Here is a 21,495-nt window from a genome sequence, read left to right as displayed (position 1 = left end):
ATCCTAGCCTCATCGTGTTCCCCGCACCGCTCGCGACGCGGCCCGGAGGGGCGTCCCACATGCGTGTCAGACTTAGGGACATGACTACAGCAATCATGCATACCTCCGAAGGCGACATCCGCATCGACCTGTTCGACGATCTCGCCCCCGAAACCGTGAAGAACTTCGTCGGCCTGGCCTCCGGCGACAAGGAGTGGCTCGATCCGCTGACCGGCGCCCCGAGCCATGATCCGTTCTACAACGGCCTGACCTTCCATCGCATCATCAAGGACTTCATGATCCAGGGCGGATGCCCGCTCGGCACCGGCACCGGCGGCCCCGGCTACATGTTCGATGACGAGATCGTCCCCGACCTGAAGTTCGACAAGCCGTATCTGCTGGCCATGGCCAACGCCGGTCTGCGCCGCGGCGCCGACGGACGCATCCACGGCACGAACGGCTCCCAGTTCTTCATCACCACGGTGCCTACCCCGTGGCTGGACGGCCATCACACCATTTTCGGCGAGGTCGCCGATGAGGAGTCCCGAGCGGTGGTCGACAAGCTCGAGGCCGTGCCCACCGATGCGGGAGACCGTCCCCTCGAACCGGTGCTGATCGAGACGATCGAGATCCAGTAGCAATACGGCCGTAACGGCCATCCTCGCCGCTATGACGATCAATTGTCATTCAGGCCCGACGCCCTGCGCGTCGGGCCTTTTTCATACCTTGACGCATCCCGTGCCGGGCACTACGCCGACGCGACCCATACGCGTCGCATTGAACACCATATAAATAATTCCGATCGGAAAGTCGCTGTGCCCCTCCCCGGACTCCCCTATAGTAGGGTTCCGTTGCAAATATACCATGAGAGGAAGGAAGAGCACATCATGGTCAAGAGGAATGCCATCGTCAGCGCCGCGCTCGCCGTCACCACCATCGCCGCACTTGCACTGAGCGGCTGCGGCAGCTCGTCGAGCGGTTCGTCATCGTCTTCCGACGACAAGACCATCACCGTGGCGGCCAGCCCCACCCCGCACGCCGAGATCCTCAACAATGCGGTCAAGCCGATTCTTGAGAAGGACGGCTACAAGCTCGAGGTCAAGGAGTTCACCGACTACGTGCAGCCGAACACCGCCACCGAGGAGGGCGAGGTCGACGCCAACTACTTCCAGCACAAGCCGTACCTCGACGACTTCAACAAGGAGAAGGGCACGCATCTGGTGTCGGTCGAGGCCGTGCACTTCGAGCCCTTCGGCCTGTACCCGGGCAAGACCAAGAGCCTTGACGCCCTGCAGGACGGCGCCACCGTGGCCGTGCCGAACGATGCCACCAACGAGGCCCGCGCCCTCCTGCTGCTGCAGGACGCCGGTCTGATCAAGCTCAAGGACGCCAACGACATCGCGGCCACCCCGAAGGACATCACCGAGAACCCGAAGAACCTGCAGTTCAAGGAGCTCGAGGCCGCCGTGGTGCCGACGGTGATCAACGATGTTGACATCGCGGCCCTGAACGGCAACTACGCCATCCAGGCGAAGTTCGACCCGAGCAAGGACGCGCTGGCCAGTGAGAAGGCCGACGGTCTGGCCGCCAAGACCTACGCCAACATCCTGGTGGTCAAGGAAGGCAACGAGAACACCGCGAAGACCAAGGAGCTCAAGAAGGCCCTGAACTCCGACGAGGTGCGCGACTACATCAACAAGAACTACAAGGGCGCGGTGCTGCCGGTCTTCTGATCCCGCGCACCTGTCCCATATCATTCCGGTCCGGCCCTCCCCTGCGGAAGGTCGGACCTTCACGCTTTGATTGGACGATATGATTCAGCTCGAGCATCTATACAAAAGCTATGGCGAGGGGACCGAATCCCACGAGGTCCTGCATGACATCAATCTCAGCATCCACCCCGGCGAGGTGTTCGGCATCCTGGGGTCCTCGGGTGCCGGAAAGTCCACGCTGGTGCGATGCATCAACCTTCTGGAACGTCCCACCAAGGGCAAGGTGATCATCGACGGCACGGACGTCACCGACGCGAACGGCAAGGAGCTTTCCGCGTTGCGTTCCTCGATCGGCATGATCTTCCAGAACTTCAGCCTGTTCCAGCAGCGCACGGTGCTGCGCAACGTCACGTTCCCGCTGGAGCTCAACCGCACCCCCAAGGCTCAGCGCGAGGAACGGGCGCGTCGTCTGCTGACGCTGGTCGGTCTTGAGGAATACGCCGACCGCTACCCCAGCCAGCTGTCCGGCGGTCAGCAGCAGCGCGTGGCCATCGCCCGCGCACTGGCCAACAATCCCCGGATCATGCTGTGCGACGAGGCCACCAGCGCCCTGGACACGACGACCACCGTGCAGATCCTCGATCTGCTTCGACGCATCAACCGGGAACTCGAAGTGACCATGGTGGTGATCACCCACTCGCTGGCCGTGGCCCGCAACATCTGCGACCGCGTGGCCATGATCGACGGTGGCAACATCGTGGAGATGGGGCCGACCGAAGAACTGTTCGCCGATCCTCACAGCGACATTCTCAAGGCGCTGATCGCCAGCGACGGCGCGCAGAATCGCCGCGACACGAACGAGGCTCCGGCCTCCACGACGGAAGAGGTGAAGTGATATGGGTCAGATCGTGCAGGAGTTCATTGCGGAGTACGGCGAGCTGCTGGTGCAGGGAACGTGGGACACCATCGTGATGACGAGCGTCTCCACACTGGTCGCCTATGTGATCGGCGTGCCGGTCGGCGTACTGCTGACCATCAGCGGCCCTGGTGCGCTCAGGCCGAATCGCGCACTGCACACGATTCTGGGATGGATCGTCAACATCGGCCGTTCCATCCCCTTCATCATTCTGCTGGTGGCGATGATTCCGCTCACTCGTCTGCTGGTGGGCACGTCGCTGGGAGTCGCCGGCGCAATCCCTCCGCTGATCGTCTCTGCGGCGCCGTTCGTCGGCCGTATGGTCGAGCAGTCGCTGGCCGAAGTGGACGATGGCCTGATCGAGGCGGCGCAAAGCTTCGGCGCCGGCACCTGGCAGATCGTCACCAAGGTGCTGCTGTTCGAGAGCCTGCCGTCGCTGGTGCGCGGCGCCACGATCACCTTCATCAACCTGTTCGGTTATTCGGCCATGGCCGGAACCGTGGGTGCGGGCGGTCTGGGCGATATCGCCATCCGCTACGGCTACCAGCGGTATCAGGATGACGTGATGATCGTCTCCGTGGTGCTGTGCGTGATTCTGGTGCAGATCTTCCAGTCGCTCGGCAATGTGATCGCCCGCAGGATCGATCATCACAGTCGCTGACAGGGATCGATAATCCGCATATTCGATATTCGGCAACTCAAAAAATTCCTCGTGCCGTCGTTAGGACGATGGCACGAGGAATTTTTGTATTCACGGCGTCTGCGGCCGCCGGACGTCAGCGCCTGACCATGTTGCGCAACGGCACCCCGGTCGTGTAGTTGGCGACATTGTCACGAGCGATGGCGATGATGCGATCGACAGTAGCGCTCAGATGGTTGCCTCCGGCGACATGCGGCGTGATCAGGCAGCGCGGGTGGGACCAGAGGGGACTGTCGGACGGCAGTGGTTCCGGTTCGGTGACGTCCAGTCCGGCTCCGCGAAGCCGATCGAGGTTGGCAAGCAGGGCGTCGGGATCGATGGCGTCTCCCCTGCCGGCGTTCAGCACGATCGCGCCCGGCTTGAGCAGCGCCAGGCGTCGTCCGTCCAGCAGATGATGGGTGTCGGGCGTCGAAGGAACGATGAGTGCGACGACATCCGCCTGAGGCAGCAGTTCGTCGAGCTCGTCGAACCCATGCATGGAGTCGATTCCCTTCGCCGTCTTGTTCGGATTGCGACGCGCTCCCATGGTGCGGGCACCAACGCCGCGGCACATCGTGGCGAAGTGGGAGCCGATGTCACCCGTGCCGATGACAAGCACCGTGGCATCCGACGGCGAAATGACCGCCCCGGCGTCGCGCCATTCGTTGCGCTGCTGACTATCGCGGTATTGGGGCAGGTTCTTCATCAACGCCCACATCATGGCGAACAGATGCTCGGACACGCTCTGACCATAGGCGCCGCTCGCATTGGTCACCACGACGGATGGATCGAGAACGCCCGGCGCCAGATAGGCATCGACACCGGCGCTCCACGTCTGCAGCCATTTCAGATTCGGATACTGCGCCATCTGCGCCGCCGGCACGTTGCCGATGATGACGGTGGCACGTTCACGAAGCTCGTCGGGGACCCGTATCGACCACGACATGGCGTCACGTTCCGCCGGATCTCCGACGAACACCTGCTCCACGCCGTTCGCCGCCTCGACGAATGCCCGTCGTTCGTCGTCGCTCAGCGGAAGACAATTGACGATGACGTCGTCCCGCGTCGTTGCGATGGTCATATTCGTTCCTTTCCTTGCCGATGCATTTGACGTTGTTTCGGCGCACCAGCACATTTACCATCGGCGCGAAACGCGCGTCATTGGTGTACCGATACACCACACGGCATCCATCATAAGCCCGATGCCTCAGCGGCGCAACGAATCGACGAACTCCCCCACACGTTCCAGCCCCTCACGCAGCGCGGACCGCGATGCAGCATAGGAAAGCCTGACATGGGTGTCCGCCGTGGCGACGGCGAAGTCGCGGCCGGGAGTAAGCGCCACGTACCGCTCCTCGAGCAGTCTGCTGCAGAACGTCCACGCGTCCAGACCCGTGGACGCGATGCTGAAGTAGGCGTAAAAGGCTCCGTTGGGCTCGACCTCCAACGGCAGTCCGATCCTGCGCAGCCCGTCGACGACCAGCGAGCGCCGCGCGAGGAATTCGTCACGGCGGCGATCGCATTCCGCATAGGCCTCGGGGGTGAAGCATGCGAGCGCGGCCCATTGCACGGGGGTGGGGGCGCAGAGCAGCGTGTTCATGGCGAGGTTGTCCACGGCGTCGAGCAGCTGTTCAGGCAGGACCATCCAGCCGAGTCGCCATCCGGTCATGCCGAAGTATTTGGAGAAGCTGTTGATGGTGATGGCGTCGGGGTCGCAGCTGAGCACTGATCGTATGGTGGAGCCGTCCGGTTCGATGTCGGCGAGGTCGAGGTAGGTTTCGTCGATGATGCGCCAGGCGCCGCGCTGCCTGGCGTAGTCGCAGATGGCGGCGAGCGCGGGGTATGGGATGCAGGTTCCCGTCGGGTTCGACGGGGAGGTGATCATGACCGCCTTGGTTCGTTCGCTCCACGCGTTGGCGACGGTTTCGGGACTGAGATGATAACGGCTGTTGGCGTTGGTCGGGACGTTGACGATGGTGCCGCCGAACATCTTGACGAGTTCGCGGTTGCACGGGTATGAGGGGTCGGCGGCGAGGACTTCGTCTCCGGGGTCGACGGTGGCGGCGATGGCGAGCATGAGCGCTTCGGATCCGCCGCAGGTGACGACGATTCGGTTGGGGTCGACGTCGAGGCTGTGGCGCTGTTTGTAGAACCGGCTGATCGCCTCGCGTAGCGGCGTAATGCCGAATGATGAGGTGTAGGGCAGGGGGCGGCCGTCCATTTGCTCGATCATGGCCCGACGCACCACGGCCGGAGCGCCGAAGTCGGGTTCGCCGAGGCCGAGTTTGATGACGTCGTGCCCTTGGGCGATCAGTTCGTCGGCGCGGGCCCCGAAGGCCATGGCCCTGAAAGGCTCCGATTCCTTGGCACGTGTCGACATCTTCGGCGAGCGAGCGACCATGTCCTATCTCCTTTTTGCTGTGTTGTATCGGCCTGTGCGACGGTGTCGCGCTGCCTGGTGGACGGACGTCAGCCATCGTAGTCTCCAGTTCGGAATTGACGGCGTTCCAAGCGTCAGCCCCACGGTTCGATCGGCGCCCATACACATGCATATACGACGAAGCCCGGCGAACCGTAATGGTTCGTCGGGCTTCGCCTGTTCGTTTAGCGGACGATCTTGCCGATGGACTTACCGCAGATCAGCGGGTGTAGTCCATGTCCTTGCTTTCCTTGATGAGGAAGAGCGCGATCAGGGCGATCACGGCCATGACGGCGAGATACCAGCCGACGGACATGATGCCGTACTTCTCAACCAGCCACGTGGCCAGGGACGGGGCGAAGGCGCCACCGAAGATCGCGGCGAGGTTGTAGGACAGGCCGGCGCCGGAGTAGCGCACGTTGGTCGGGAACAGCTCGGGCAGGTAGGCGCCGGAGGGGCCGAACAGGCCGCCCATGAGCACGAAGCCGAGGCAGAGGAACACCATGATGGAGGCGACGTTGTGCTGCAGCAGCGCGGGGGCGAAGAAGCTGAACACGACGGTGACGGCCGTGGTGGCGATCAGCACCTTCTTGCGGCCGGCCTTGTCTGCCCACAGGCATCCGACGATGATGAAGGCGGCGAAGAAGAACACGGAGACCATCTGCATGGCGAGGTATTCGGACTGCTTGAAGCCGAGGCCGGAGACGCCGTAGCTCAGGGACCAGGTGCCCAGCGTGTAGAACAGCGTGTAGGTGATGCCCATGGCGAGGGTGCCGAGCACGACCTGCTTCCAGTACGGGACGAGGGAGCGCAGCGGGTGACGCACGATGCGCTTCTCCTCGGCGGCCTTGCGGAACACGGGGGTTTCGCTCATGCGGGCGCGCACGTAGAGACCGACGATGACGAGGACCGCGGAGAGCAGGAACGGGATGCGCCAGCCGTAGGCGACCATCTGGGCCTTGCTCAGGTGCGTGGTGAGCAGCAGGTTGATGCCGTAGGCGCAGAAGAAGCCGATCGGCGCACCAAGGTTCGGGAAGGAGCCGTAGAGTGCGCGCTTGTCGTCAGGAGCGTTTTCGGTGGCCACAAGGGCGGCGCCGGACCACTCGCCGGCAAGACCGACGCCCTGGCACGCACGGCACAGGCAAGGGTCTTCTTGCGGCCCATCTTGTCTCCGAAGTGGCCGAAGAGCATGGAGCCGAACGGACGGGCGAGGAAGGAGACCGCGAAGGTGACGAATGACATCAGGGTGGCCAGTGCGGGGTTGGACTTGGCGACCGTGGTGAAGAAGATGGTGCCGAAATAGCTTGCGGCGGCGATGGAATAGCAGTAGTTGTCGTAGAACTCGATGGCCGTGCCAACCATGGATGCGGCGATGATCTCGGCGACGGAGTCTTTCTTTACCGTCTTTGCGCCGCTCAGCGATGCCGTTGTGGTGGACATAAGCGCTTTCCTCTCATGTTCTGCGCCGTCCGCACACGTGACCGGTACAGCCTTGCGGCCGTGCCAAGTCAACGCTGGGCAACGGCGCGAAGGTTGATCATTTCCCCCTTCTCAGGGAATCGCTTCATATTGTCGTCGCAATAACGACGCCCGTGCCGATTATTCCGAATACTGGACGAACATTCCCAAAATGTGGCCTGCGCCACAATGCGGTCAGCACGGCGCATCACTCTTACCGCCGTTATGCCGTCCGCCGTCGAGGATGTCGCGGATACGCTGCAGGCGGGGACCGATCTCCCTCTCGTATCCACGATCGTTCGGATGGTAGTATTCACGTCCCACGAGTTCGTCCGGCATGTACTGCTGGGGTGCGATCGCCCCGGGGGCGTCATGCGCGTACTGGTAGCCCTCGTGGTTGCCCCACTGCTTCATGAGCTTGGTGGGCGCGTTGCGCAGATGCAGCGGAACCGGCCCGGACAGTCCGGCATCCACGTCGGCGAGCGCGGCGTTGATGGCGTTGTAGCTGGCGTTGGACTTGGGTGCGGTGGCGACGGCGATGACGGCTTCGGAGAGGATGATGCGGGCTTCGGGCATGCCGACGAGCGCCACGGCCTGCGCGGCCGCGACGGTGGTCTGCAGAATCTGCGGTGCGGCCATGCCGACCTCCTCGGCCGAGGCGATGATGATGCGTCGGGCGATGAATCGTGGGTCCTCGCCGGCACGGAGCATGCGGGCGAGGTAGTGGAGCGCCGCATCCACGTCGGATCCGCGCATGGATTTGATGAAGGCGCTGGCGACGTCGTAGTGGTCGTCTCCGTCCTTGTCGTAGCGGATGGCGGCCCGGTCCATGACGTTGGCGACGACGTCCGGGGTGATGGTCGGCTTGGCGTCGCCGTTCGCTGGCTCCTGTTGCTGGGTGACGGCTCCTGCGGCGGCTTCGAGGATGGTGAGGGTTTTGCGGGCGTCTCCCCCGGCCATGCGGATGACGTCGTCGATGGCCTGATCGGTAACGGTCACGCGGTCGTTGAGGCCCTGCGGGCTGGAGACGGCCCGGTGGACGAGCGCCGCGAGGTCGTCACGGTCAAGCGGATCGAGCTTAACGACGACGGAGCGCGAGAGCAGCGGGGAGATGATGGAGAAGCTGGGGTTCTCGGTGGTGGCCGCGATGAAGGTGATGTCGCGGTTCTCCACGCTGGGCAGGAGCGCGTCCTGCTGGGTTTTCGAGAATCGATGGACCTCATCGATGAACAGTACGGTTTCCCTGCCGCTGGAGACGAGTCGTTCGTGGGCGCGTGCGAGCACGGCCCGAATGTCCTTGACTCCGCTCGTGACGGCGGAAAGCTCTTCGAAGGCGCGGTCGGATTGCCGGGCGACGATGTAGGCGAGGGTGGTTTTGCCGACGCCGGGAGGTCCGAAGAGGATGATCGAGCTGGGGGCGGTGAGGGAGCGGCGACTTGATGGGGATGCGAGGCGTCTGAGCGGCGAGCCGTCGGCGAGGATGCGATGCTGTCCGACGACATCGTCGAGACTGGTGGGGCGCATGCGTACGGCGAGGGGACGGGTGGGTTCCTGGGTGGCGTCGGCGGCGCTGAAGAGATCTTCCGGCATGGGGCCCAGTGTAGCCCACGGCTCGAACGAGTGTTCTACTGTTCTACGCCGTGGGCTTGGATGCTTCGGGATCGTCCTGCATCACGGGTGTGGTGCGGCGAGCGCGAATGCCGGCTATTGCAGGTCCTCGATGGGGCCGACCTTGTAGTCGACGAAGACGACCTCGGCGCTGTCCTGGGTGGCGTCGAGGTCGATGATGCCGTCGATGGCCCAGTCGTGGTCGCCGTCGGAGTCATCGAGGATCTGACGGACATGCCAGGTGTGTTCGTCGTTTTCGTGCCGGGTGTCGAGAATGAAGTAGTCCTTCGACCGGGCCTGTGCGTCGACGTTGATGTATTCGTGTTCGTCGTAGAGGTCGTCGAGCGTGTCCTCCCAGTCTCGCAGTCCCATGCCCCAGTTCTCGTCGAGCGCGGCGAGGGTGCGGGTGTCCTCCTTGTCGATGAGTTCGACGCGGTGGAAGAGGGCGTTGCGTACGAGGACGGTCAGGCCGCGGCGGTCCTGGACCACGCTGTCGCGCGTGGGCGGTGCGGCGGTCGTGGCGGCGTCGTCCATGGTCTTGCCTGTGTTCTCCCATTCGTCGACGAGGCTGGAGTCGATGCCGCGCACGATGACGCGCAGCCAGGCGATGATGTCGTCGAGCTGGTCGTCGCATTTCTCCGGAGGCACGGTGCGTTCGAGCGCACGGTAGGCGTCGGACAGGTATCGCAGCAATGTTCCCTCGGAACGGGCGATGCCGTATCGGGCGATGTATCCGGTGAAGTCGGATGCGGTTTCGATCATGTCGCGCAGTACCGATTTGGGGCTGAGCCAGTAGTCGTTGGCCCAGGGCACGTCCTTGCGGTACTGGGTGAACGCCGCGTCGAGCATGTCCTCGAGCGGCTTCGGATAGGTGATCTCCTGAAGCCTGTCCATGCGTTCGTCGTAGTCGAGCCCGTCGGCCTTCATGTCGGCGAGCGCCTTGTCACGCGCCTGGCGTTCCTGCGCGCGAAGAACCTGCCGTGGGTCTTCCAGCGTGGCCTCGACCATGGAGATCACGTCGAGGGCGTAGGTGTCGCTTTCCGGGTCGAGCAGTTCGAGCGCGGCGAGCAGGAAGGGCGAGAGCGGCTGGTCGAGGGCGAAGTCCTCGGGCAGGTCGACGGTGGTGTAGTAGTCGACGGTGCCGTCGGGATTGGTTTCGCTTTCGATGACCTGCGTGTCGATGAGGGTCTGGAAGATCTCGTCGGCACGGGCGTGGAGCTTTTCCTTCTGCTGCGGGGTCTGTGCGGAGTCGTCGATGAGATCGTTGACCCGTGCGCGCGCGTCGCCGCCCTGTTCGACCTCGGCGAGGACCATGGAATGGGTGATGCGCATGTGCGGGGTGAGCGTCTCCGGCGGCTGGTCGATGAGCTTGTCGAAGGTGGCGTTGTTCCAGGTGACGAAGCCTTCGGGTGCCTTTTTGCGCTTGACCTTCTTGAGCTTCTTGGGATCGTTGCCGGCCTTGGCGAGGGCACGCGCGTTCTCGATCTCGTATTCGGGCGCCTCGGCGATGACGAGGCCTTCGGTGTCGAATCCGGATCGTCCGGCGCGTCCCGCGATCTGATGGAATTCTCGGGCTCGCAGTCGACGCATGCGGGAGCCGTCGAACTTGGTCAGCTGGGTGAGGATCACCGTGTGGATGGGCACGTTGATGCCCACGCCGAGCGTGTCGGTGCCGCAGATGATGGGTAGGAGCCCCTGCTGGGCGAGCTGTTCGACGAGACGACGGTATCGGGGCAGCATGCCGGCGTGGTGCACGCCGATGCCGGTGCGCAGCAGCCGTTGCAGGATCTTGCCGAACGCGGTGGTGAACCTGGTGCCCTTGACGGCCTCGGCGATGCGCGCACGCTGCTCCTTGGTGGTGACGCCGGCGCTGGAGAGTGCCTGCGCCGTCTCCAATGCGGCGTCCTGCGAGAAGTGGACGACGTACACGGGGGATTCGCCGCGGCGCATGGTCAGCTCCACGGTGGAGGCGAGCAGTGTGTCGACGTATTCGTAGCTGAGCGGGATGGGACGTTTCGCGTCGTCTACGATGGCTACGTCGGCGCGCGTATGCCGCTCCAACGTGTCGGCGATGCCGGTCACGTCGCCGAGCGTGGCGCTCATGAGCAGGAACTGCGTGTGGGGCAGGGTGAGCAGCGGCACCTGCCATGCCCATCCGCGTTCGGGATCGCCGTAGTAGTGGAATTCGTCCATGGCCACGCAGCCGATGTCGGCGCGCTCGCCCTCGCGCAGCGCCTGGTTGGCGAGGATCTCGGCGGTGCAGCAGATGACGGGCGCATCGGCGTTGATATGCGTGTCGCCGGTGATCATGCCGACATTGTCGCGGCCGAGCGTGGCCACAAGATCGAAGAACTTCTCCGACACGAGCGCCTTGATGGGCGCGGTGTAGTATGAGCGGCGGCCCGTGCACAGCGCCGCGAAGTGCAGGCCCAGCGCCACCAGTGATTTGCCGGACCCGGTGGGGGTGGACAGGATCACGTGGTCGCCGGCGAGCAGCGACATGATGGCCTCCTCCTGATGCGGCCATGGGGTGATGCCCCGTGATTCCACCCATGAGAAGAAACGGTCGTAGATGGCGTCGGCGTCGAGGTTGCGGTCGTCATCGCCGTACCCCGGTATCAATTCCTGTAAAGTCCCTTGTTCCACCCGACCAAGTCTAGCGGGTGGCGTCGGCCGTGGGTTTCGGACGGACGGCGCCCGTCAACGGTGTGTGACGAATCGTGTGCGCATCGGTCATTTACGCAGCCGCTGTCTGGCCGCATCGATGTCGAAGTCCGCTGCGGGCCAAGACAGGTCCATGCTCTTGAGGGTCACGCGCAGCAGTTCGGAGACCACGGCGCGGGAATACCATCGGTTGTCGGCCGGCACGATGTACCAGGGTGCGTAGCCGGTGCCGGTCTGTTCGAATACCTCCTGCCACGCGGCCATGTAGTCGTCCCACCGGTCGCGCGCGTCCAGATCGGATTCGTCGAACTTCCAGTACTTGGTCGGATCGTCGAGCCGCTCGAGGAACTGCTTGCGCTGTGCCTCGCGGGAGACGACGAGGAAGATCTTGATGATCGCGCACCCGTCGGCGACCAGATCCTTCTCGAACCGGCGAATCGTCTCGTAGCGGGGGCGCCACACGTCATCCTCCATGGTGTGGTAGACGTGGGGCATCACCACGTCCTCGTAGTGGGACCGGTCGAAGATGGAGATCCATCCGTCCGCCGGCAGCTCCCTGCGCACGCGCCAGAGGAAATCATGCTCCTTTTCCTCATCCGTGGGTTTGCCGAACCCGTGGTAGTGGATGCCCATCGGATTGACCTGACGGAACACGTGACGCACGATGCCGCCCTTGCCCGAGGCGTCCATGCCCTGCAGCACGATCAGCAGACGACGGTGTCCGCCCGCCGAGCCATTGGCATACAGCAGACTCTGGTATCGGGCGATCTCGGTGGAGCTCAGCGCGATGAACCGCTCCCCCTCGGCACTGGTGGCATGGAATCCCGGCGTGGACGATCCCTTGACGTCCGACAGGTCGGTCACCCCCTGGCCGAACCTCAGGCGGGTCGATGGATGCTTGCTCCACACCGAGCTCAGCAGCGCCGACGTCTGACTGGCGAGTTCCAGTCGCTCCTGCAATGACTTCTGCCGTTTGATGGCCTTGTCGAGTCCTCGGCTGGAATCGGACGCGCTTTTCAGCGTGCTGTTGATATACCGGGTGTCTCCCATGACAGCCTCCTCCACGTTGAGTTCGTGCAGACCACTGTAGTCGCTTTGCTCCCGTTGCGACGGCATATCCCGTCACGTGTTCCCGGTACCGGATCGGAACGCGCCGCCGGAACGGAGGAAATCGATAAGGGTCTGGGCGTAGGGGACGCCCGTGTCCCGATAGTCCCTGCCGGAGAGGAAGTCCGAGAAGCCGTCCCCTCCCGTGAGCAGGAAGCTGTTGCCCGCCACGAGGACCGTCTGGTCGTCGGTGACGGGGATGCCGTCGATCCGCAGCTCCCTGACCGTCGCCGTGCGGTCGGAGAACGACATGTCGGCGGACACGTTGGAGGATACGCCCAGCGCGCCGCGATGCCAGGCGCCATCCCGGCCACGTTTCCACTGCCTGGCAACCAGTCGCTTGACGTGGGCGCCGTCAAGCGTGACCGTCGCGTTGTCGAACTGGAGCGCCATCATGTCCCGAGCCTCGCGGACCGTGACCGTGCCGTCGCCGTTCAGATCGAGGGCCCGTGTGCGCAGACTGCCGGGATTGGAGAATCCGACCCGAACGTCGGCGTCTCCCCGAACGCGTCGCGCCCGCGTTCGCCGGTCTTGTCATACGGCTGGCTCACCTTCGAGACGGGAACGTCGCCGTCGGCATGGGCGAATGCGTTGGCGGCTCGCACGATGTCTCCCGCCCGCTGATCAACCGCCGGAGAGGATCCCGCCGACGCCGTACGTACGGTGGTGTCGGCACGCCTCTCCAATGGGACGCCGAACGCATCCCGAACGGTCACGTGGGAATCCCTGCCACTCCCGGAGACGAGCAGATCCTGCACTGCGACGGCATTGCCGTAGCTGCCGGCTTCGATGATGGGCGCGCCGGAGCGGGTGTGCCGTCCGGTCTTGTTCGCGTGCGTGTGCCCGGCATAGACGAGATCGATATTGCCGTCCAACCCGGTCCGGTCCTTGGCGATGGCGTCCGCATCATCATGGATGAGTGCGACTACAACGTCGGCCTCTCCATTGGACTCGTCTCCATCGGAAAGCCGGTCGGCCACGCGATTGATGCTGCGCACGGCGGTGTCGTTCAGCTGCACGTCCTTCATGACGCTTGCGGACAGCACCGAGGAAAGACGATCGGTGACCGCTCCGACAAAGGCGACGCGCGTGCCGTTGATGGTGCGCATGGAGTAATCGTGAAGGTTGGAGAACTGTTTCGTATGCGTCACGTTGGCGGCAAGCCAGGCTATGCCGTTGTCGGGCGCGGCGATCCGATCGTTGAAGTCGTCGACGCCGCGGTCCAGTTCGTGATTGCCCATGGCGCTGACGGTCAGCCCCCATACGCCGGCCATGTCGAGCGTAGGCCGGTCCTGCTGAACCGCCGACGGGTATGGCGATCCGCCCACGAGATCCCCTGCCGACACGGCCACCGTATTGCCGGGATTGTGTCGTCGGGCCCGTTCCAGCTGCGACTCGACCCATTCCCCGTGCTCGATGTGCCCGTGGAAATCGGTGATGTCCGCGATGGTGACCATGCGCTCATCCTCGACCGCCGAGACCGGCCGGGACACGATCGTGCCGGTAAGCAGCACCGTCACCGTGAGGATCATCGCGATTCCCGCCAGATGCGTACGCCCGGCATGCAGGCCTTCGCTCCGCTTACTCTCGAAAACCACATGATCACGGTATCAAGGCAAGGTGGCCGTCAGTGGTCGGCGATTGGACTTGTTGGCGACGACGGCGTGAACTTCCATCGACGTACGTTCGCGTTGCCGTAATGCTCGTCGATGTTGTCTACGAGTCAGGCGCGTGCTCGGCATATCGACGCGATTGAGCCGGACAGCGTCCGGTACGCCACGTCATGCCATCCGGTCTCGCGCAGCATCGCGGCCACGCCGTTCCTGCCCGCCCATGCGTCGATCGAGACATCAAGATATCGGTAGGCGTCGCCGTTGCCTCCGAACAGATCGCCCAACGCCGGCAGTACGATCGCACGATACCGTTCGTATATCGCACGCCAAACCGGATTGTTCGGAGTGTCGAAGTCGAGTACGATGATGGGCCCTCCCGCCCGGCACACGCGACGCATGTCGGCGAGTGTGGCTCGGGGGTCGGGCATGTTGCGCAGTCCATACGATATGGTGACCGCGTCGAATCGTCGGTCGGCGAATGGCAGTCGTTGCGCGTCGTGGCATTCGTATCGGATGGGAGTTCGCGCACCGCGCCGGTCTTCGGACTCCTCCCGTCGAGCGATGTCGAGCATGCCGGGACTGATATCGCAGCCCGTGACCGCGGCCCCGCGGTTGGCGAGAGCGCGCGAGGATGCGCCGGTCCCGCATGCCACGTCGAGGATTTCCCTGCCGTCGAGTCCGTGACAGGCCCGTTCGAGTTCGTCGGTCACCGTGCGACGCCACGTCCGGTCCCTTCCTAGGGAGGCTAGGTCGTTGATCAGGTCATAATGGCGTGCGATCCGTGAAAACATGGCCGCTTGTCGTTCCGGATTCTTGGCCTGTGGTTCGTGAGTGTTCATGCCGTCACGATACCGCGTGACCCGCATGCGACGTGCCTTGCGGTCGATCAGTGCTGTGGTTCGTCGATGTCGAGACGGTATCCCATGCCGGGTTCGGTCTTCAGGTAGCGTGGATGCGAGGGATCGTCCTCGATCTTCTTGCGCAGCTGTGAGATGTACAGGCGCAGGTATCCGGTGTCGCGTACGTGCTGGGCCCCCCAGATTTCGGTGAGCAGATCCTGTCTGGTCACGAGACGGCCGGCGTTGCGGGCGAGTGCTTCGAGCACCTTCCATTCGGTGGGGGTGAGTCGCACGCGGACCTGCCGTCCTCCACGGCCGCGGAATACCGCGTGGGCGGTCAGATCGACCGTCACGTCTCCGAGGGTTATGGTGGAGGACGCCGCGTCGTTATCCTCCTTGCGTGTGCGGCGCAGCAGGGCTCGGATCCTGGCCAGAAGCTCGTCGATCGGTACCGGTTTGGTCACGTAGTCGTCGGCTCCGGCGTCGAGCACGGCGACCTTCTCCCGTTCGTTGGTCCGTCCGGACACGACGAGGATGGGGGCTTCGGTCCATCCTCGCACGCCCTGGATCACGCCCATGCCGTCCATCTTCGGCATGCCGAGATCGATCATGAACAGGTCGGGGTGTTCGCGCACCGCCACGGTGATGCATTCCACGCCGTCGCGCGCCGTGACGATCTCGTACCCCTGGGAGTGCAGGGTGATCTTCAGCGCCTTGAGGAACTGGGGGTCGTCATCCGCGATCAGTATCTTCATTGTGTTCGTCCTTCCCGTTGTTCCCGGTCCGTTGCGCGACCGCCGTCGGCGTCGACGAGACGTCGGCGGCATCGGTTCCCCGGCCGTCGTTCCGTGCATCGCCCGGGGCGCGTGTGATGCCATAGTTGATGAACCTGTCGAGGCCGCGCTCCTCGGAGGGGCCCTCCCCGGGCAGCGGCAGGATGACGTCGGAGATCGCCCCGGACAGGTTGAGCGTGGTCTCCCCCAGCATCTGCGAGGGATCGGGCCGCTCCTCGCGTGGGATCGGCTGTCCGACCCGCAGTCCGGGGTCCGCGACGCGCAGGGAGATGACCATGGTCAGTCCGCCGCCCGGGGTGTCCTCGGGTTCGATCGTGCCTCCCATCGATTCGACGAATCCCTTCGACAGGGCCATGCCCAGGCCGAGGCCCGTGGTGTTGTCGGTGTCCCCCAGCCGGTGGAACGGCACGAAGATGTCCTGCTTGCGGTCGTCCGGGACGCCGGGCCCCTGATCGACGATGCGGATTTCCACGACGCCGTTGAAGGTAGACGCCGCGATCCGCACCCGTTTGTCGCCGGGCGTGAATCGCAGCGCGTTGACGAGCACGTTGGACAGCGCGCGCCGCAGCAGCGACGGGTCGGCCACGACGGCGGGCAGATTGGGCGCGATGTCGAGATCCACCTTCCACGGCCCTATGTCCAGTTCGTCGAACAGCGGCATGATGGACTCCACCACGTCGGTTGCGACCAGGGACAATGGCAGAGCCCCCTCGCGAAGACGGGACACGTCCAGCAGATCGGTCACCAGATCGGTAAGCTGCTTGAGTCCGTTGGACGCGACGCCGAGCAGCTCCTGACGATCCTGCTCGCTTACCTTGTCGCCCATGCGCTGCAGTCCGGATACCGCGGTGGTGGCGGAGGCGAGGGGTCGGCGAAGATCATGGCTGACGGCGTTGAGCAGTGCGGTACGGATCTTCTCCGCCGCGGCGAGCGGCTCCACCTCGCTGGCCTTCCGTTCCAAGTCATTGTGCTCGATCACCGTCTGGATCTGCGACAGGATGGCCATGAGCATGCGCTGGTCACCGGCCTCGACCGTATGGCCGTACAGTTCAAGCGACGGGCCGTCCTTGCTCAGCGAGATCGTATCGTGGTCTCCCCCGTCGTCCGCGATGGACGACGACATCAGCGGTTCGCCATCAGAGACGATCACCCGTCCCCTATCGAGGATGCGCACGCAATCGAATCCGAACGCCTCACGGGTCCGATGCACGATCGCGCGTAACGGATCGTCGCTGCGCAGCACGGCGCCCGCCACGCTCGCCAGCATCTCCGATTCCGCCCTGGCCCGTTGCGCCTGCCGGGCGCGAGCGCTGGCGTTGTCGACCACGATCGCGACGATCAGCCCGACGACCACATACAGGATGATCGTCACCACATCCGATACACGCAGCACATGCAGCGTGCCCACCGGCACGGTATAGAGGAAATCAAGCGCCAGACCACTGAGCACCGCGGCCACCGTCGCCGGCACCAGACCGCCGATCACGGCGGAAAGCACGACCAGCAACTGCAGGATCAGCGCATCACGCTGGGCGGACTGTATGGAGGAGAACATGGACAACAGCCAGCTGACGCCGAGGACCGACACCAGCGAGAACATCAGGCCCACGATCCTTCTGCCCAGTCCCAGGGACTGACGATGCTGGGGCAGTATCCGCAGCCCGCGATGGACGAACGAATGGGTGACGATGTGCACGTCGATGTCACCGGATTTCGCGATGATGCCGCTCGTCGCCGAAGGACGGCCCAGCCACCGTGACAGCAGACTGCGCCTCGACACGCCGACGATGACCTGGGTGGCGTTGTTCGCCCGGGCGAAATCCAGCAGGGCGTCGGGAATATCCTCGCCGACGATCTGATGATACGTGCCGCCGAGCTTCTCCACGAGACTGCGCTGTCTGGTCAGCAGCCCCGGGTCCGCGCCCGTCAGACCGTCCTCCGAAGTGACATGAACGGCGATCAGATCGCCGCCGCCCGAGGCACGGGCAACGCGTGCGCCTCGCCGCAGCAGCTGGTCTCCCTCCGGTCCGCCGGACAACGCCACCACCACGCGCTCGCGCGTCTCCCACTTGGCGCTGATGTGATGCTCGCTGCGATACTCCTTCAACGCCTCGTCCACACGGCCCGCAAGCCAGAGCAGCGCCAGCTCGCGCAGCGCGGTGAGATTGCCCACGCGGAAGTAGTTGCTCAACGCGGCGTCCACACGATCGGGCTTGTACACCAATCCCGCGGACAGACGTTCGCGCAGAGTCTCCGGAGGAAGATCGACCAGCTCGACCTGCGTGGCCGATCGCAGCACCTTGTCCGGCACGGTCTCCTTCTGCGTGCTTCCGGTGATCTCACGCACCACGTCGTTCAGCGACTCGATATGCTGCACGTTGATGGTGGTGATCACGTCGATGCCCGCGTCCAGCAGATCCTCGACATCCTGCCAGCGTTTCTCATGCACGGATCCGGGAACGTTCGTATGGGCAAGCTCATCGACCAGCGCCACCTGCGGATGCCGTTCGATCACCCCGAACAGGTCCATGTCGTCCAGCAGCATGCCCCGGTAGCGCACATGCCGTCTGGGGACCATCTCCAGTCCCTCCGCGGACACCTCCGTGGCCTTGCGACCATGGGTCTCCAACAGGGCGATGACCACATCCCGTCCCTCGGCCCGGAGCCGATGCCCCTCCTTGAGCATGGCCACGGTCTTGCCCACGCCGGGGGCTGCGCCGAGCAGAACCCGGAATGATCCTCGCGCCCTTGCCATTGCGATGCGCTCCTTTCCGCGATGATTTTCGGACTCCACTGTAGATGCAGAGCGACCCGAACGGACGAAAGCCCGCTCCCGCGAACGAGACGCAGGAACGGGCCCGCCCCGCCCCTCCAGGGGCGGAATGGATCAGGACAGGTCGTCAAGGGCCTTGTTGAGCGTCACCACATTGACGACGGGCTCGCCGATGAATCCAAGCCCACGGCCCGTGGTGTTGTCCTTGACCAGCTGTTCGACCTTCTCCTGGCTGAGGCCACGCTCCCTGGCCACGCGACGCACCTGAATGGCCGCGTATTCGGGGCTGATGTCCGGATCCAGTCCGGAGGAGGACGCGGTCACGGCGTCGGCGGGAACGTCCTTGACGTCCACTCCCTCACGCTTGGCGATATCGGCGCGACGCGTCCTGACATCCTTGATGAGGCCCTCGTCACGATGGCCGAGGTTCGTTCCCGACGACGCGGACGCGTCATATCCGGACGGATTGTCGTCTCCGACGCCGGCCGCCGAGGGACGGGCCTGGAAGTACCGGGGCAGCGCCTCGCCCTTGGAGTCGGTGAACGACTGGCCGATCAGGGACGAACCCACCACCTGCCCCGACCGGTCGGTGATCAGCGAACCGTTGGCCTTGTCCGGCATGCCAAGCTGGCCGATGCCGAACATGGCGAACGTGTAGACGATCACGACGACCGTGAACACGAGGACCGTCTTGAGGCCGGCCCAATAGCTGCGCATGTTGAGCGCCATTGCGTTCTTCATAGATGCCTTCTTTCGAGCCCCGGATCAGAATCCGGGAATCAGACGGACGAACAGGTCGATGATCCAGATGCCGACGAACGGCACGACGATGCCGCCCAGGCCGTAGATCGACAGATTGCGTCCCAGGATCTTCTCGGACGATTTGGCGCGATACTTCACGCCCTTGAGCGCCAGGGGGATCAGCAGCACGATGATGATCGCGTTGAAGATGATCGCGGACAGAACGGCGGACAGCGAGCTGTGCAGGCCCATGACGTTGAGCACGCCCAGTCCGGGGAACTGCTCCATGAACATGGCCGGAATGATCGCGAAGTACTTCGCGATGTCGTTGGCGATCGAGAACGTGGTCAGCGCGCCGCGGGTGATGAGCAGCTGCTTGCCGATCTGCACGATGTCGATGAGCTTGGTCGGATCGGAGTCGAGATCGACCATGTTGCCCGCCTCCTTGGCCGCGGAGGTGCCGGAGTTCATGGCCACGCCCACATCGGACTGCGCCAGGGCGGGGGCGTCGTTGGTGCCATCACCGGTCATGGCGACGAGCTGCCCCTTGGACTGCTCCCTCTTGATGTAGGCGAGCTTGTCCTCGGGCTTGGCCTCGGCGATGAAATCGTCGACGCCGGCCTCCTTGGCGATCGCGGCGGCGGTCAGCGGATTGTCGCCCGTGACCATCACCGTGCGGATGCCCATGGCGCGCATGTCGGCGAACCGTTCGCGCAGACCCTTCTTCACGACGTCCTTGAGCTGGACGACGCCGAGGATCCTGACGACACCGTTCGCACCCTGCTCGGCCACCACCAGAGGCGTGCCACCTGCGTTCGAGACGCTCTCGACACGATCATGCATCGCGTCGAGCACCTCCTGGCCGATGCCGGCCCCCTCCTCGGAGACCCAGTGCTCGATGGCCGAGGTGGCACCCTTGCGAATCCGCTCCCCGGTGGGAAGATCAAGGCCGGACATACGGGTCTCGGCGGTGAACGGCACGGCCTTGGCCCCCTCGATGTCGTCCAGCTCCATGCCCTCCTTGCGGGCCAGATCCACGATGGACTGGCCTTCCGGGGTGGAGTCGGTAAGGGAGCTCAGCGCCGCGGCGCGCACGATCTCGTCGTGGTCCACGCCGGGCAGGGTGTGGAAGTTGGACGCCTGACGGTTGCCGTACGTGATGGTGCCGGTCTTGTCCAGCAGCAGCGTGGTGACGTCGCCGGCCGCCTCGATGGCACGGCCCGACGTGGCCAGCACATTGCGCTGCACCAGACGATCCATGCCCGCGATGCCGATGGCGGACAGCAGGGCGCCGATCGTGGTCGGGATCAGGCATACCAGCAGGGCGATCAGCACGGTCAGACTCACCGAGGCGCCCACAGCGGACGCCTGCGGGTTGATGCACAGAACCACGATGAGGAAGATGATGGTCAGCGAGCTCAGAAGCACGTCCAGGGCGATCTCGTTCGGTGTCTTCTGACGGTTGGCACCCTCCACCAGGGCGATCATCTTGTCGACGAAGCTCTCACCCGGCTTCTGCGTGATGCGCACGATGATGCGATCGGACAGCACACGCGTACCGCCGGTGACCGCGGAACGGTCGCCGCCGGACTCACGGATCACGGGGGCGGACTCGCCCGTGATTGCCGACTCGTCCACGGACGCGATGCCCGAGATGATATCGCCGTCGCCGGGGATCAGATCACCGGCCTCCACGACGACCACGTCACCGAGCTTGAGATCGGAGCTGGGCACCTCCACGATCGACGAAGGTCCATGCCCCTTCTCCGGACCGCGTACATCGGGATCGTTCTCCGCGTCATAGCACACCACACGATGGGCCGGCGTGGTGGTGCGGGTCTTGCGCAGCGCGTCGGCCTGCGCCTTGCCACGCCCCTCGGCCACCGCCTCGGCGAGATTCGCGAACAGTACGGTGAACCACAGCACGATGGCGATGATCCAGGTGAAGTACACCGGCTGGCCATGCGAGAGATCGTCCGGGGAGAACAGCTGCGCGACGGCCAGCAGCGTAAGGAACGCCGCGCCGACCCATACGATGAACATGACGGGGTTGTGCCACATGTTGCGCGGGTCGAACTTGCGCAGCGCGTCGGGCAGGCTCTTCACGAGCATGACCCCCATGGACTTGTTGTTGGAATTCCTGACGTCAGACGCGATATCGTTCGCGACGTCATTCGCAGTTGCGGTAGACAT

16 protein-coding genes and 1 pseudogene are annotated in these 21,495 nt (G+C 64.3%); 4 read left to right on the top strand and 13 right to left on the bottom strand.

From position 1 onward, the window contains the following. The first annotated feature begins 80 nt into the window (after positions 1-80). The 4 genes from Tam10B_RS11740 to Tam10B_RS11725 all read left to right on the top strand — a co-directional run bounded on the left by Tam10B_RS11740 (position 81) and on the right by Tam10B_RS11725 (position 3,268). On the top strand, positions 81-617 hold the full coding sequence (locus tag Tam10B_RS11740; protein WP_093961415.1) for a peptidylprolyl isomerase: 537 nt from the start codon (positions 81-83) through the stop codon (positions 615-617). Positions 618-866: 249 nt separating this feature from the next. Then, positions 867-1,712, top strand: coding sequence for a MetQ/NlpA family ABC transporter substrate-binding protein (locus Tam10B_RS11735; protein ID WP_093961414.1), 846 nt, complete (start codon positions 867-869; stop codon positions 1,710-1,712). A 79-nt stretch (positions 1,713-1,791) separates the two neighbouring features. Next, a complete protein-coding gene (locus Tam10B_RS11730; RefSeq protein WP_093961413.1) occupies positions 1,792-2,586 on the top strand; it encodes a methionine ABC transporter ATP-binding protein in 795 nt (264 codons plus the stop codon). Between the two features lies 1 nt (position 2,587). Continuing rightward, positions 2,588-3,268, top strand: coding sequence for a methionine ABC transporter permease (locus Tam10B_RS11725; RefSeq protein ID WP_093961412.1), 681 nt, complete (start codon positions 2,588-2,590; stop codon positions 3,266-3,268). A 115-nt stretch (positions 3,269-3,383) separates the two neighbouring features. Here Tam10B_RS11725 and Tam10B_RS11720 read toward each other — a convergent pair whose 3' ends face one another. From Tam10B_RS11720 to kdpB, 13 genes and pseudogenes are all read right to left on the bottom strand, one after another. After that, positions 3,384-4,367, bottom strand: coding sequence for a D-2-hydroxyacid dehydrogenase (locus tag Tam10B_RS11720; RefSeq protein WP_093961411.1), 984 nt, complete (start codon positions 4,365-4,367; stop codon positions 3,384-3,386). A 126-nt stretch (positions 4,368-4,493) separates the two neighbouring features. Next, the gene (locus Tam10B_RS11715) at positions 4,494-5,687 is read right to left on the bottom strand and encodes a pyridoxal phosphate-dependent aminotransferase (RefSeq protein ID WP_093961410.1); all 1,194 of its coding nucleotides are present in this window, start codon (positions 5,685-5,687) and stop codon (positions 4,494-4,496) included. 238 nt (positions 5,688-5,925) lie between these two features. After that, positions 5,926-7,145 (bottom strand): annotated as a pseudogene (locus Tam10B_RS11710) (MFS transporter). A 213-nt stretch (positions 7,146-7,358) separates the two neighbouring features. Next, positions 7,359-8,753: a replication-associated recombination protein A gene (locus tag Tam10B_RS11705; protein WP_093961409.1), complete on the bottom strand. Its 1,395-nt coding sequence runs from the start codon at positions 8,751-8,753 to the stop codon at positions 7,359-7,361. Between the two features lie 114 nt (positions 8,754-8,867). Then, positions 8,868-11,417, bottom strand: a complete 2,550-nt coding sequence (locus tag Tam10B_RS11700; RefSeq protein WP_093961408.1) for a DEAD/DEAH box helicase — start codon at positions 11,415-11,417, stop codon at positions 8,868-8,870. A gap of 87 nt (positions 11,418-11,504) precedes the next feature. Next, positions 11,505-12,485, bottom strand: a complete 981-nt coding sequence (locus Tam10B_RS11695) for a PPK2 family polyphosphate kinase (protein ID WP_408606677.1) — start codon at positions 12,483-12,485, stop codon at positions 11,505-11,507. A 72-nt stretch (positions 12,486-12,557) separates the two neighbouring features. Next, entirely contained in the window at positions 12,558-13,001 is a 444-nt protein-coding gene (locus Tam10B_RS11690) for a 5'-nucleotidase C-terminal domain-containing protein (RefSeq protein ID WP_093961406.1), read from the bottom strand. After that, positions 12,977-14,140 (bottom strand): metallophosphoesterase, encoded by a 1,164-nt coding sequence (locus Tam10B_RS11685; RefSeq protein ID WP_143248649.1) that lies wholly within the window; start codon positions 14,138-14,140, stop codon positions 12,977-12,979. Before Tam10B_RS11685 ends, Tam10B_RS11690 begins: the two co-directional genes overlap by 25 nt. A gap of 125 nt (positions 14,141-14,265) precedes the next feature. Then, positions 14,266-14,994, bottom strand: coding sequence for a ubiquinone/menaquinone biosynthesis methyltransferase (locus tag Tam10B_RS11680; protein ID WP_158214213.1), 729 nt, complete (start codon positions 14,992-14,994; stop codon positions 14,266-14,268). A 47-nt stretch (positions 14,995-15,041) separates the two neighbouring features. After that, positions 15,042-15,749 (bottom strand): response regulator, encoded by a 708-nt coding sequence (locus tag Tam10B_RS11675; RefSeq protein WP_093961403.1) that lies wholly within the window; start codon positions 15,747-15,749, stop codon positions 15,042-15,044. Continuing rightward, positions 15,727-18,543 (bottom strand): ATP-binding protein, encoded by a 2,817-nt coding sequence (locus tag Tam10B_RS11670; protein ID WP_093961402.1) that lies wholly within the window; start codon positions 18,541-18,543, stop codon positions 15,727-15,729. Before Tam10B_RS11670 ends, Tam10B_RS11675 begins: the two co-directional genes overlap by 23 nt. A 132-nt stretch (positions 18,544-18,675) precedes the next feature. Next, positions 18,676-19,302 (bottom strand): K(+)-transporting ATPase subunit C, encoded by a 627-nt coding sequence (gene kdpC / locus Tam10B_RS11665; RefSeq protein ID WP_093961401.1) that lies wholly within the window; start codon positions 19,300-19,302, stop codon positions 18,676-18,678. 24 nt (positions 19,303-19,326) lie between these two features. Then, positions 19,327-21,495, bottom strand: coding sequence for a potassium-transporting ATPase subunit KdpB (gene kdpB, locus Tam10B_RS11660; protein WP_093961400.1), 2,169 nt, complete (start codon positions 21,493-21,495; stop codon positions 19,327-19,329).

Source organism: Bifidobacterium vansinderenii (assembly GCF_002234915.1).
Classification (GTDB): domain Bacteria; phylum Actinomycetota; class Actinomycetes; order Actinomycetales; family Bifidobacteriaceae; genus Galliscardovia; species Galliscardovia vansinderenii.
Note: the sequence above shows the minus strand (reverse complement) of the source record. Positions and strands in the feature narration are given on the sequence as shown.

Excerpts from the sequence above, each read along its gene's own strand:
- Tam10B_RS11735 (WP_093961414.1), top strand. The coding sequence starts at position 867 with ATGGTCAAGAGGAATGCCATCGTCAGCGCCGCGCTCGCCGTCACCACC.
- Tam10B_RS11695 (WP_408606677.1), bottom strand. The coding sequence starts at position 12,485 with ATGGGAGACACCCGGTATATCAACAGCACGCTGAAAAGCGCGTCCGAT.
- Tam10B_RS11670 (WP_093961402.1), bottom strand. The coding sequence starts at position 18,543 with ATGGCAAGGGCGCGAGGATCATTCCGGGTTCTGCTCGGCGCAGCCCCC.
- Tam10B_RS11740 (WP_093961415.1), top strand. The coding sequence starts at position 81 with ATGACTACAGCAATCATGCATACCTCCGAAGGCGACATCCGCATCGAC.
- kdpC (WP_093961401.1), bottom strand. The coding sequence starts at position 19,302 with ATGAAGAACGCAATGGCGCTCAACATGCGCAGCTATTGGGCCGGCCTC.
- Tam10B_RS11675 (WP_093961403.1), bottom strand. The coding sequence starts at position 15,749 with ATGAAGATACTGATCGCGGATGACGACCCCCAGTTCCTCAAGGCGCTG.
- Tam10B_RS11725 (WP_093961412.1), top strand. The coding sequence starts at position 2,588 with ATGGGTCAGATCGTGCAGGAGTTCATTGCGGAGTACGGCGAGCTGCTG.
- Tam10B_RS11705 (WP_093961409.1), bottom strand. The coding sequence starts at position 8,753 with ATGCCGGAAGATCTCTTCAGCGCCGCCGACGCCACCCAGGAACCCACC.
- Tam10B_RS11730 (WP_093961413.1), top strand. The coding sequence starts at position 1,792 with ATGATTCAGCTCGAGCATCTATACAAAAGCTATGGCGAGGGGACCGAA.
- kdpB (WP_093961400.1), bottom strand. The coding sequence starts at position 21,495 with ATGTCTACCGCAACTGCGAATGACGTCGCGAACGATATCGCGTCTGAC.
- Tam10B_RS11715 (WP_093961410.1), bottom strand. The coding sequence starts at position 5,687 with ATGGTCGCTCGCTCGCCGAAGATGTCGACACGTGCCAAGGAATCGGAG.
- Tam10B_RS11680 (WP_158214213.1), bottom strand. The coding sequence starts at position 14,994 with ATGAACACTCACGAACCACAGGCCAAGAATCCGGAACGACAAGCGGCC.
- Tam10B_RS11720 (WP_093961411.1), bottom strand. The coding sequence starts at position 4,367 with ATGACCATCGCAACGACGCGGGACGACGTCATCGTCAATTGTCTTCCG.